Source organism: Streptomyces typhae (assembly GCF_009755605.1).
In the GTDB taxonomy this organism is placed as follows: domain Bacteria; phylum Actinomycetota; class Actinomycetes; order Streptomycetales; family Streptomycetaceae; genus Streptomyces; species Streptomyces typhae.
Genome location: NZ_WPNZ01000018.1, coordinates 113,634 through 127,258 on the forward strand (window position 1 = coordinate 113,634; position 13,625 = coordinate 127,258).

The 13,625-nt window shown below is 77.0% G+C and carries 1 protein-coding gene (only partly in view); it reads right to left on the reverse strand.

Every position in this 13,625-nt window falls within one protein-coding gene, locus tag GPA10_RS41870, for a non-ribosomal peptide synthetase (protein ID WP_343041427.1), read on the reverse strand. The gene is 16,956 nt long; 341 of those nucleotides lie to the left of the window and 2,990 to its right, leaving coding positions 2,991-16,615 in view, spanning codon 997 (partial) through codon 5,539 (partial); the first complete codon in reading order (the gene reads right to left) occupies nucleotides 13,622-13,624. The start codon and the stop codon both lie outside this window.

A 13,625-nucleotide genomic window follows, 5' to 3' on the forward strand; every position in this document is an offset into this window, starting at 1 on the left:
CGTCGAAGCGGCCCAGGTAGTTGAAGCCGACGCGGGGTGCGGGCAGCGCCGCGAGTTCCGCGCCGGACACCGGGTCCAGATAGCGGAGTTGTCCGTAGCCGATGCCCTGGTCCGGTACGGACCGCAGGCGTTCCTTGACGGCCTTGAGCACCCGGCCCGCCTGCTGCGGGTCCTCGGCCGCGGTCCGCGGGTCGGCGCCGTCGAGGTCCGTCCTGACCGGGTGGAGGCTGGTGAACCAGCCGACGGTGCGGGACAGGTCGCCGTGCTCCAGTACGTCGTCGGCGCGGCCGTGGCCCTCCAGGAGCACGACCGCCGACGTGCGGTCGGGCCGCTGCCGGGTCACGGCGAGAGTCAGGGCGGCGAGCAGGACGTCCTGCTCCGTGCAGTGGAAGGCGGCGGGCACCTCGGTCAGGACGGCCTCCGTGAGGGCGGCGGGCACCGTGGAGGCGATGTCGCGGACGGGACCGCCCGGGACGCCTGACGTCTTCGGGGTCCCCTTCTCGGCGGCTCGCGGCTGCGCGGCTCGCGGCTCCGCGGCTCGCGGCTCCGCGGCTCGTGTCTCCGGCGTGGGCGTCTTCGGGGCGGGCGAGGTGTCCGCTTCCGCTGCGGAGCCGAGGATCTCGCGCCAGTACGGCAGTTCGTGCCGCCGGTCCCCGGCCGCGGCGCTCAGCGCCCGCGCCCAGGTACGGAACGACACCTCCACCGGCGGCAGGACGCCGTCGGGGTCGGCACACAGCGCGGCCAGGTCGGGCAGCAGGATCCGCCAGGACACGGCGTCGACGACGAGGTGGTGGGCGACGATCAGCAGCCTGCCGGGCCTGCCGGGGCCGCGGTCGAACCAGACCACGCGCAGCACGGCGCCCCGCCAGGGGTCCAGCTCGACGACCGCGGCCTCCGACGCCGCGCGGACGGCGCGTTCCAGGTCGGTGGTGCCGCCGCCGGACACCGGCATCCTGCGGACCACGTCGGCCGGGCGCTCCGCCGGCGTCCGAGGCACCCGCACCGTCCACGCGCCGTCCGTGCGGTGCGTGCGGTCCATGCGGTCCATGCGGTCCGTGCCGGTGACGCCGTCCGTGCCGATGACGCCGTCCGTGCCGGACTCCAGGCGGGCGGCGAGCACGGCGTGCCGGGCGACCAGCAGGCCCACGGCGGTCCGCAGCCGCTCCAGGGTGAGGTCCGGTGCGACGGCCACCAGGATCGACTGGTGGAAGGCGCGCGGATCGCCGCCGCGTTCGCGCAGGGCGCGCATCACGGGCGTCGGCGGCAGTTCGCCGTGGCCCGCGTCGTGGACGGCCGGTACCGCTTCCTCCCTGCGGGCCACCGCGGCGAGCGCCGCCGGGGTGCGCTGCTCGAAGATCTCGCGGGGCGTGATCACCAGGCCGTGCCGCCGGACCGATCCGACGAGCTGGATCGACGTGATGCTGTCCCCGCCCAAGGCGAAGAAGCTGTCGTGCGGGCCGACGGCGGGCACCCGCAGCAGCTCGGCCATCCGGTCGGCGACGATCCGCTCGGTCGCGTCCCTGGGCGCGTGCTCCGCGCCTTGGGTGCCGTCCGCGCCCGCGGGGTCCCCCGCGGGCCGGGGCGCGGGCAGCGCGGAGCGGTCCAGCTTGCCGCCGACCGTCAGCGGGAACGCGTCGAGGACGACCACGGCGGCCGGTACGAGTGCGGCGGGCAGCAGCCCGGCGGCGTACCGGACCACGTCCTCCGGGTCGAGGGCCGGGTCGAGTTCCGCCCGCGCGCTCGTGACGTAGCCGACGAGGCGTCCCCCGTCGGCCCCGGGCAGGTCGTCCCGGACCAGGACGGCGGCGTCCCGCACCTCCGGGTGGTGGGCGAGCGCCGCCCGCACCTCCTCGGGCTCGACGCGTACGCCGCCGAGCTTCACCTGGTCGTCGGCGCGGCCCACGAACTCCAGCTCGCCGGAGCGGTTCCAGCGGGCCAGGTCGCCGGTGCGGTAGAGGCGGGCGCCCGCGGGGCCCCAGGGGTCGGCGACGAAGCGCTCGGCGGTGCGGGCGCTCTGCCCGAGGTAGCCGAGGGCGAGTTGGGCGCCGCCGAGGTAGAGCTCCCCGGTCACTCCCGGGGGTACGGGCCGCAGCAGGTCGTCGAGGACGTACGCGCGGGTGCCCGCGCCCGGGGCGCCCAGCGGCACGAGCGGCTGCTCTCCGGGCACGGCTTGCCGGGCGGTGACGTCCACGGCCGCTTCGGTGGGCCCGTACTGGTTGACGACGGCCGCGGGCAGCACCCGGGCGCACTCCGTCACCAGGGCGTCCGTCAGCGCCTCGCCACCGCTGAACACCCAGCGCAGACCGGTGCAGCGGGCCGCTTCCGGTTCGGCCGCGAACAGGGCGAGCATCGACGGCACGAAGTGCACGGCGTCGACCCGGTGGGCGCGGATCAGCCGCGCGACGCGGGCGGGGTCGCGATGGCCGTCGGCTCCGACGACGACCACGGCGGCGCCGGTCAGGAGCGGCCCGAAGATCTCCCACACCGACACGTCGAAGCCGGGCGACGCCTTCATCAGCATGCGCCGGCCGGGCCCGAGCGGGAAGCGGCGCGCGGTCCAGGCGAGCCGGTTGGCGAGCGCGCCGTGCGGGACGACGACGGGCTTGGGGGTGCCGGTGGAGCCGGAGGTGTGCAGGACGTAGGCGGGGCGGTCGGGGGCGGGTACGGGACCGGGTGCGGGTACGAGACCGGGTGCGGGTACGAGACCGGTTGCGGGTACGGGATCGGGTGCGGGCGTGTCCGGGTGGGCGGCGCGGTCGTGAGGTTCCGCCCGGCCCGCGTCGGGGGCGGCGTCGGCGTCGAGCAGCAGGACGGGCCAGGGTGCCGCGTCCGGCAGGAGCCGTCCCGTGGCGGTGCAGGCGAGGACCGCGCGGGGCGGGTTGCGGTCGAGGGCGGCGGTCAGCCAGGGCGCGGGGTGGTCCGGGTCCAGGGGCAGGTAGACCGCGTCGGCGCGGTGCACGGCGTGCGCGGCGACGACCAGGTCCACCGAGCGCGGCAGGAGCACCGCGACGAGGTCGCCGCCGCGCACTCCCCGCCGCCGCAGCAGGGTGGCCAGGGCGTCGGCCCGCGCGAGGAGTTCGCCGTAGCTGAGGGTCCGGTCCTCGCCGATGACGGCGGGGGCGTCCGGGGTGCGGGCGGCCTGCGCGGCGAACGCGGCGGGCAGGTCCGGGGCCTCGACGGGCTCCTCGGCCGCGTTCCACTGGGTGAGGACGCGGTGCCGTTCGGCGGGGTCCAGGAGGTCCTGGCTGCTCAGGGGCGCGTCCGGCGCGGTGGCGAACGTGGCGAGCACCCGCAGGAAGCGGTCGGCGAGGTCCCGTACCGTCGCGGCGTCGAACAGGCCGGTGCGGTAGGTGATGCCGCCGCTCAGGGCGCCGTCCGGGCCGGGGTCCTGGACCAGCGTGAAGGTCAGGTCGAACTTGGCGGTGCGCGTGTGCACGGGCACGGGTGCGGTGGCGAGCCCACCGAGGCGCGGGCCCTCCGGGGTGCGGGTCTGGTGGTTGAGCATCACCTGGAACAGCGGGTGCCGGGCGAGCGACCTCGGCACCTCCAGGACGTCCACGAGCCGCTCGAAGGGCACGTCGGCGTGGTCGAACGCGGCCAGGTCCACGGCCTTGGCGCGCGCGACGAGTTCGGCGGGCGTCGGGTCGCCGCCGGCGTCGGTGCGCAGCACTAGCGTGTTCACGAAGAAGCCCACCAGGTCGTGCAGGGCGGCTTCGTCCCGGCCCGCGACGAGCGTGCCCACGGGCAGGTCGGTGCCGCAGCCGATGCGCCGCAGGAGCGCGGCGAGCGCGGCGTGGGCGACCATGAAGGGCGTGGCACCGGCGCGCCGGGCGAGCCGCGCGATGCCCTCGCGGACCGCGTCGGGCACGGCGAACTCGACGACGTCGCCGTCCGTGCCTGTGTCGGCGGTACGGGGGCGGTCCAGCGGCAGCGGCAGCTCCGCGGGGATCCCGGCCAACTGCCGCTGCCAGTAGGCGATCTGACTCCCGGCCGCCCCCGGCTCCCCGGACTCACCGGGCTCCCCGGCCGCCCCGGGCCCGCCTTCCGGCTCCCCGGGCCCGGCGCCCAACACCTCGGGCCCGCCTTCCGGCACCTCGGTCCCGGATCCCGACGCCTGGGCCCCGTCTCCCCTCTTTCCGGTCTCCCCGGTCTCCCCGGTCTCCCCGGCCGGGCCCTCCGGTCCCGCCTCTCCCCCGCCGAGCGTCTCCCGCTGCCACAGCGTGTAGTCGGCGTAGGTGACCGGCAGGGCGTCCCAGCGCGGGGCGGTGCCCTCGCGGCGGGCGGCGTAGGCGGTGGCTAGGTCCGTCAGCAGGGGCCGCACCGACCATTCGTCGGCGGCGATGTGGTGCAGGAGCAGCAGGAGGACGTCGTGGCCCTCGCGCTCGCGCAGCAGCGTCGCCCGCAGCGGGATCTCCCGGTCGAGGGCGAAGGGCCGCCGGGCCGCCCGGCCCAGCTCCTCGTCCGCGCCCGCCGCGCAGCCGTCGAGGACGCGCAGGTCGACGGCCACCTCGGCGGGGGCGAGTACCTGCTGCACGGCACGTCCCTCGCGGTCGGGGAAGACCGTGCGCAGCGCGGACTGGCGGGCGACGAGGTCGCCGAGCGCGGCGCGCAGCGCGTCCGCGTCGAGACGGCCCGCGACCCGCAGGGCGATGGGCACGTTGTAGGCGGCGGTGGGCTCGTCGGCCAGCCGGTCGAGGAACCACAGCCGCTGCTGGGCCGGGGACAGGGGCAGTTCGGCGTCCGTGGAGCGCAGGACCGGGCGCAGCGCGGGCCGGTGCGCGGGGCGCAGCAGCGCCGCGGTGGCCGCGGGGGTGCGGGCGGTGAACAGATCCCGTACGGACAGTTCGGCGTCGAGCGCGGCGCGGGCCGCGCCGACCAGGCGCATGGCGGAGAGCGAGTGCCCGCCGAGGTCGAAGAAGTCGTCGTGCGGCCCGCACCGGGTGACGCCGAGGGCGTCGGCGAACAGGCGGCACAGCAACTCCTCGCGCTGGCCCGACGGTGCCGCGGACGCTTCCTCCGCGGGCACGGCGGGGGCGGCGGGGGCGGGGAGCGCCGCGCGGTCGACCTTGCCGTGGGCGGTGAGGGGGATCTCGTCCACGGTGAGGACCGCGGACGGCACCTGGTAGGCGGGCAGGGTACGGAGCAACTCCTTCCGGATGGCATCCGGCTGGAGCAGGGCCCCGGTCCCGGGGACCACGTGGGCGAGCAGGCCGGGGCCGCCGGGCAGATCGGCGCGCGCCTGGACGGCTGCGTGCGCGATGCCGGGCAGGGCCCGCAGGGCGGCCTCGGTCTCGCCGGGCTCGACGCGGTGGCCGCGCAGCTTGATCTGGTCGTCCGCGCGGCCCAGGAAGTCGAGGGAGCCGTCGGGGCGGAGCCGCACCAGGTCGCCGGTGCGGTACATGCGTGCTCCGGGGCCGCCCCACGGGTCGGCGACGAATCGTTCCGCCGTCAGTCCGGGGCGGCCCAGGTAGCCGCGGGCCGGTGCGCCGCCGCCGAGGTACAGCTCCCCCGCGGTGCCGCGTGGCACCGGCCGCAGCGCGCCGTCGAGGACCCGCGCGCCGACGCCGTCCAGGGGTGTGCCGATGGGCAGGGGGGTGCCGTCGGACGCCGCTCGCGGGTCGACGGGGCCCGCCGTGGCGAAGGTGGTGGTCTCGGTGGGGCCGTAGCCGTTGACGACGCGCAGGCCGGGTGCGGCGGCGAGGGCCGCGCGGACGGCGGCGGGCGGCACGACGTCGCCGCCCGTCCACACCTCGCGCAGCCCCGCGAAGGCCTCCGGCGCCTGCTCTGCGAGGAGCGCGAAGAGACCCGCGGTGAACCAGGCCGCGCCGGCCTCCGCGCCGTCGAGGAGTTCGCGCCAGCGCGCGGGGTCGAGGGCCTCGTCGGGCGCGAGCACGATCTCCCCGCCGCGCAGCAGGGTCACCCACAGCTCGTAGGTGGTGGCGTCGAAGGAGTGCGGCGAGTGCATCAGGACCGAGCGGTGCGCCGCGCCGTCGTAGCGGCGGTCGGCGGCGAGCGCGAGGACGTCGGCCTGGGTCACGGCGACGCCCTTGGGGACGCCGGTCGAGCCCGAGGTGTACATGACGTAGGCGAGGTGGTCGGGCCCGACGGCGGCGGGCGGGGCCACGGACTCCGGGGCGGGGGTTCCGAGGGGCCCGGGGTCGGGCCGGGCCGCGCCGCGGTCGACAGGGGCAAGCGGGGCTGCGGAGTCGACGGGGAGGGCTGGGGCCACGGAGGCCACGGGGCGGACGGGGGCCACGGGAACGACAGGGACGACGGGGGCGACAGGGACGACAGGGACGACGGGGACGACGGGCAGGCCGTCCAGTGGGGAGCGGGTGTCCGCGTCCCCGACGAGGGCCACCGCTCCGGCGTCCGCGAGCACGGTCCTGCTGCGGGCGGCGGGCCAGTCCGGGTGCAGCGGCAGGAACGCGGCGCCCGCCCACAGGGTGCCCAGGAGGGCGGTCACCAGGTCGGTGGAGCGGGGCAGCAGGACGCCGACGACCCGCTCGGGTCCGGCCCCCGCGGCGCGCAGACGGGCGGCCAGGCCGGCTGCGCGTGCGGTGAGTTCGGCGTACGTGACGGGCGGGCCGCCCGCCAGGGGGCGCAGGGCGACGGCGTCCGGCCGGGCCGCGGCGGTCGCGGCGACGGTGGCGGCGATGCCCGGTCCTTCGGGGGGCTCGTGGGGCCCGGCGTGGAGCAGGGACGGGTCGCCGACGGTCAGGTCGAGGGCGCCTGCGGGGGTGTCGGGGCGGTGGGCGAGGGCTTCGAGTGCTCCGGCCAGGAGGTGCAGGACGTGGTCGGCGTCCGCGGTGGGCCAGACGTCGGGGCGGTGCTTGAGCACGAGCCGCAGGCGGCCCTCGCGCAGGGTCACGGCGAGGGTGAGCGGGTAGTGGCTGGCGTCACGGCCGCCGACGCCGCGGACCTGGAGCCCGGCGGAGCGTTCGCTGTCGGAGAGGGTCTCCTCGTCGAAGGGGTAGTTCTCGAACACCGTCATCGTGTCGAAGAGCGCGGGCAGCCCTACGGCGCGCTGGATGTCGGCGAGGCCCACGTACTGGTGGTCCAGGAGGGTCAGTTGGCGTGCGTGCAGGTCGGCGGCGATCGCGCCGATCGAGGTGCCGGGCGCGCAGCGCACCCGGGTGGGCAGGGTGTTGACGAACAGGCCGATCATGGCCTCGACGCCGTCGAGTTCGGCGGGGCGGCCGGAGACCGCGCTGCCGAAGACCACGTCGTCGCGGCCCGTGAGGCGGCCGAGCACGAGCCCCCAGCCGGTCTGCACGAGCGTGTTGAGGGTGGTGCCCGCGGTGCGGGCGGCCTCTTCGAGGGCCGCCGTGCGCCCCTGGTCGACGACGAGTTCGGCCTCGGCGGGCAGGCCCGGCGGGGTGTCCCGCGCGTCCGGCGCGACCAGGGTCGGTTCGCGCACCCCGTCGAGCGCCCGGCGCCAGGCGTCGCGGGCCGCGTCCTGGTCGCGCTCGGCCAGCCAGCCGAGGTAGTCGGCGAAGGGGCGCCGGTGCACCGGTGTTCCGCCCGCGTACGCGGTGAACAGGTCGGTGAGCAGCAGGGGCGCCGACCAGCCGTCGAGCAGCAGGTGGTGGCTGGTGAGGAGCAGGCGGTGGCGGTCGTCGGCGAGGCGGGCGAGGGTGAGGCGCAGAAGCGGCGGCCTGGTCAGGTCGAAGCGCCGGGTACGGTCCTGTTCGGCGATGCGCGCCAGGGCCTCGCCGGCGGCGTCCGGGCCACTGCGGGCCGGGGCTTCGCCAACGGCGTCCGGGCCGCAGTGCGCCGGGGCTTCGCCTACGGCGTCCGGGCCGCTGCGCGCTGGGGCCTCACCGGCGGCGTCCGGGCCACTGCGGGCCGGGGCCTCACCGGCGGCGTCCGGGCCACTGCGCGCTGGGGCCTCGCCTACGGCATCCGGGCCACTGCGGGCCGGGGCCTCACCGGCGGCGTCCGGGCCGCTGTGCGCCGGGGCTTCGCCTACGGCGTCCGGCCCGCTGTGCGCCAGGGCGTCAGCAGCCACGTCCAAGCCGCCGCGAGCCACGGCCAAGGCCGCACCGGACACGTCCGACCTGCTGCTTGCCAAGGCCTCGCCGGCCGTGTCCGATCCGCTGCGAGCAGGGGCGTCAGCAGCCGCGTCCAAGCCGCCGCGTATCGAGGCCTGGCCGACCGCGTCCGAGCCGCTACGCACCAAGGCGTCACCAGCCACGTCCGCCCCACTACGCACCAAGGCGTCACCAGCCACCTCCGCCCCATTGCGCGCCAGGGTCAAGGCCTCGCCCGCCGCGCCCGCCCCCTCATATCCCGTTCGGAGATCGTGCTCCCGCCACTCCGGTGCCGTTCCGTCCGCGGTGACGACCTGCGCCAGGGTTCCGTCCGGGAGTTGGCGGAACGCGGCGCCGAGTGCGGGCCGCAGGGCGACGACGGTCCGTGCCGCGTCCCGCAGGCGCGCCGGGTCCAGGGCACCGGTGATCTCCAGTTCCAGCTGCACCACGTACACGTCGGGCGCGTCGGGCTCGGCGAGGGCGTGGAAGGCGAGGCCCTGCTGGAGCGGGGACAGCGGCAGGGCGTCGGTGAGGCCGGGGTGCAGCCGCTCCAGTGCGGCGAGGTCGTCCGGGGCGGGGGCGAGCAGCGGGAAGTCGCTCGGGGTGTGGCCGGCGAAGCCGGGTTCGGCGTGCCGGGCGGCGAGTTCGGTCAGGGCGCCGGTGAAGCGTTCCGCGAGGTCCGCGATCCGCTCGTGGCCGACGCGGTCGCGGGCGTACGTCCAGCGGATCGTCATCTCCGGGCCGTGCGCGCCGTCGAGGGTGGAGGCGTTGATGTCCAGGACGTGGCCGTCGAGGAGGACGGGCAGGTCGCCGGGGTGCACGGCGTCGGACTCCGGGGCGGGGCTCCAGTGGCCGTCGGGGGTGTCCGCGCCGAACCGGCCCAGGTAGTTGAAGGCGATCCGGGCGCCGCTGGCCGCCTGGTCGTGCAGGAGCCCGTATCCGGTGCCGTGGCGGGGCACGGCCCGCAGCCGCTCCTTGACCCGCTTGACGCAGGTGCCGAGGTCACCGGGCCCGGCCCCGATCCGCACCGGGTACTGGGTGGTGAACCAGCCGACGGTGCGCGACAGTTCGGCCCCGTCGACGAGTTCCTCGTGCCGCCCGTGCGACTCCACGTCGACGAGCAGGCCGTCCTCGCCGCCGCCGACCGCGCGGGCCAGCGCGGCGAGCAGGATCTCCTCGTGCCGGGCGTGGAAGGCGGTGGCGACGTCGGTGAGGAGGGTGGCGGTGAGGTCGGCGGGGAGACGGGTCAGGAACTCGCCCGCGCCGCCGTCCACCGTCGTCGCCGCGCCGTCGGAGACTGCCAGGGGATCGGGCGCGGCGGCGAGCACCGTCCGCCAGTACGGCCGCTCCTCCTCGTACGCGTCGGCGGTGGCCGCCAGTCGGCGGGACCAGTGGGCGAAGGAGGTCGTGGGGCGGGCCGGGGCGCGGCCCGTGGTGACGGCTTCGGCGAGGTCGGACAGCAGGACGCGCCAGGACACGCCGTCCACGGCGAGGTGGTGGACGGTGAGCAGCAGCCGTCCGTCGCCGCTGCCGCGCCGGAACCAGACGGCCCGCAGCATGCGCCCCGCGTCCGGGTCCAGAGCGGCGGCCGCGCGCTCCGACTCCCTGGCGATCAGCTCCCGCAGCCTCGCCGCGCCGGCGTCGGTGGCGTCAAGGACGGTGAGGGCGGTCAGGGCAGTCGGGGCGGAAGGGGCGGTCGGGGCAGTCGGGGCGGAAGGGGCGGTCGGGGCAGTCGGGGCGGAAGGGGCCAGGGCAGCGCCCGCGCCGTCCCGTAGGGCGTCGTCGTCCCGTAGGGCGTCGTCCCGTACAGCGGCGCCGTCCCGCACAACGGCGCCGTCCCGCACAACGGCGCCGTCCCGCACAACGGCGCCGTCCCGCACCGCGGCGCCGTCCCGCACCCCGGCATCGAGCGTCACCGTCCCGTCCGGGGCGGTGACCGCGCGCGCACGCAGCATCGCGTGCGCGGCGAGCAGCCCGTCGAGGGCGGCGCGCAACCGCTCCTCTTCGAGGTCCGCCGGTACGGAGACCAGGACCGACTGGTGGAATCCGCGCCAGTGGCCGGGGTGCCGGGCCAGCCACCGCATGAGGGGGGTCAGCGGGGCGGGACCGGACTGTGTGCCGTCGTCGGCGTCCCGCGGGGCGTCGGCCGGGGTGACGACGGCGGCGAGGGCGGCGGGGGTGCGGTGCTCGAAGACGAGCCGGGCGGTGAGGGCGAGCCCGGCCTGCCGGGCGCGGGCGACGAGCTGGATGGAGGAGATGCTGTCGCCGCCGAGGGCGAAGAAGGAGTCGTGTCCGCCGACGGAGCCGATCCGCAGCACCTGCGCGAACAGCTCCGCGATCCGCCCGGCCGTCCCGGTCGGCGGGGCGTCGTCGGCCGTGCCGGACAGCGGCACGGGAAGTGCGGCGCGGTCCACCTTGCCGTGCGGGCTCAGCGGCAGCGCGGGCAGCTCCACCAGGACGGCGGGCACGAGGTAGTCGGGCAGTTCGCGGGCGAGGTCGGCGCGGAGGGCGTCCGGGTCGATGGCGGCGCCCGGGGCGGGCACCACGTACCCGGTCAGGAGCTGCTGCCCCGGCCGGTCCGTGCGGACGACCACGACGGCCTGCGCGACGCCCGCACGGGCGGTGAGCGCCGCCTCGATCTCCCCCGGTTCGACGCGGAAGCCGCGCACCTTGACCTGGCCGTCGGCCCGGCCGAGGTATTCGAGGTCGCCGTCCGGGTTCCGGCGGGCGAGGTCGCCGGTGCGGTACATGCGGGTGCCCGCGGGACCGTAGGGGTCGGCGAGGAAGCGCTCGGAGGTCAGCCCCGGGCGGCGGTGGTAGCCGCGGGCGAGCCCGGAGCCCGTGACGTACAGCTCTCCCGGTGTGCCGGGCGGCACCGGCTGGAGAGCCGCGTCCAGGAGGTGGACGCCGGTCTCGGCGACGGGGCGGCCCACGGGTACGGGGCCTTCGCGCAGCGCGTCGGGGTCGCAGGTCCACAGGGTGGCGTCGACGGTGGTCTCGGTGGGGCCGTAGGAGTTGAACATGCGGGTGCCGTGCGCCCGTTCGCGGACCAGCTCGGGGGTGCAGGCCTCGCCGGCGACGATCAGCGTGGCGCCCGCGGGCACGGCGTCGCCGGGCAGCGCGGCGAGGACGGCGGGCGGCACGGTCAGGTGCGTGACGCGGCGTTCGGCGAGGAACGCGGCGAGCGGCGCGCCGAGGCGGCGTTCGGCGGGCACGATCTCCAGGGCGGCGCCGGAGAGCAGCGCCATGACGATCTCCCACACCGAGGTGTCGAAGCTGAGCGAGGCGAACTGCAGGACCCGGGAGCCGGGTCCGGTGCCGAACGCGTCGGTCACCGTGCGCGCGAGGGCGGGCAGACCGCCGTGGGTGACGACGACGCCCTTGGGGCGACCCGTGGAACCCGAGGTGTAGATGACGTACGCGGCGGCGTCGGGCCGCAGCTCGCGCCAGACCCCGGGGTCCTTGCCGGGTTCCGCGGCCGTGGCGGCGTCCGGGGTCAGGAGCGGCAGGCCCTTCAGGCCGGGGTGGTCGGTCCCGGGCGCGACGACGGCGAGCACGGGTGCCGCGTCGTCGAGCATGTACGCGATGCGCTCGGCCGGGTAGGCGGGGTCGACGGGCAGGTAGACCGCGCCCGCCTTGGTGACCGCGAGCAGCGCGACGATCGCTTCGACGGTGCGGGGCAGCACGACGGCGACGCGGTCCTCGGGGCGCACGCCGTGCGCGACGAGCCGTTCGGCGAGGCGGTCGGCCGCGGAGTCGAGCCGGGCGTAGGTCAGTTCGGTGCCGCCGGTGCCGAGGGCGGACTCGCCGGCCAGGGCGGGGGCGTCCGGGTGCGCCGCGGCCTGGGCCGCGAAGAGTCCGGGCAGGGTGGCGGCGCCCGCGGGCGCGGCGGGCGCCGGGGCCGGGGCGGGGGCGAGGAGGGCCGCGCGTTCGGCGGGGTCGAGGACGTCGAGGCGGTGCAGCGGCGCGTCCGGGTCCGCGCACGCGGCTTCGACGAGGCGGACGAAGCGGCGGGCGAGCGCCTCGGCGGTGGCGGCGTCGAAGAGGTCCCGCGCGTATTCGACGACGCCGTCGATGCCGTCGGCGCCGTCCCGCTCAGCGAGGGTGAACGTCAGGTCGAACTTGGCGGCGCCGCCGGTCGCGGGGACCGTCGTGGTGGTGACGCCGGGCAGCCCGATCTCCTCGCCCGCGTGGTTCTCGTGCGCGAGCATCACCTGGAACAGCGGATGCCGGGCCAGGGAGCGCTCCTCGCCGACCACGTCCACCAGGTGCTCGAAGGGCACGTCGGCGTGGGCGTACGCGGCCAGGTCGGTCTCCCGCACCCGGCCGAGCAGTTCCTGGAAGGTGGGGTCGCCGCTGACGTCGGTGCGCAGCACGAGGTTGTTGACGAAGAAGCCGACGAGGTCGTCGAGCGCGGTGTCGGCGCGGCCCGCGACGGGCGTGCCGATCACCACGTCGTGTCCGGCGCCGACCTTGCTGAGCAGGGCGGCGAGCGCGGTGTGCGCGACCATGAACAGCGAGCTCGCCCGGGACCTGGCGAGTTCCCGCATCCGGCGGTGCGCGGCGGCGGGCACGGTGAAGCGGGCGAAGCCGCCGCGGTGGCTCGGCACGGCGGGACGGCCGCGGTCGGCGGGCAGCGTCAGCTCCTGCGGAAGGCCCGCGAGCTGCCGCCGCCAGTAGGCAACCTGCTCCTCGGGGCCCTGTTCGCCCAGGGTCTCGCGCTGCCACAGGGCGTAGTCGGCGTACTGCACGGGAAGCGGCGGCAGATGGGGCGGCCGGCCCGCGCAGCGCGCCTCGTACGCGGTCGCGAGGTCGGTGAGGAGGGGCCGCGCCGACCACTGGTCGGCGGCGATGTGGTGGACGACGAGGACGACGACGTGCTGCTCGGGCGCGAGCCGAAGGAGTGTCGCGCGCAGCGGGATGTCTTGTTCGATGTCGAAGACCGTGCGTGTCAGTTCCTCGACCCGCGCGGCGAGTTCGCCGTCCGCGGTGTCCACCACGGGCAGCTGCGGGGGCACTTCGTCCGGCGTGCGGACGTGCTGGTACGGCTGGCCGTCGGTGGCGGGGAAGACGGTGCGCAGGCTCTCGTGGCGGGTCAGGACGTCGACGACGGCGGCGCGCAGCGCGGTGACGTCCAGCGGTCCGGTGAGCCGGGCCACGAAGGGGATGGTGTAGGTGGCGTCGGCGCCGTGCAGGTGGTGCAGGAACCACAGCCGTCGCTGTGCCGCCGAGAGGGGCAGTTCCGGCGGGCGGGTGCGGGCGGCCCGCAGCGGGGTGCCGGCCGCGGTGGCCGTGCGGAGGCGGGCGGCGAGCGCGGCGACGCTCGGCGCCTCGAAGACGTCCCGCACCGAGATCTCGACGTCGAGGGCGCCGCGGACGCGGGAGGCGAGGCGGGTGGCGAGGAGCGAGTGCCCGCCGAGGGTGAAGAAGTCGGCGTCCGCGCTGACGTCGGGCCGCCCGAGCACGTCGGCGAAGAGCCCGGCGATGATCTCCTCCTGCGGTGTCGCGGGGGCCCTGCCGCCGTCCTCGGTCCGCTCCTCGGGTGCGGGCAGCGCGGCGCGGTCGAGCTTGCCGTTGCCGGTCAGGGGCCAG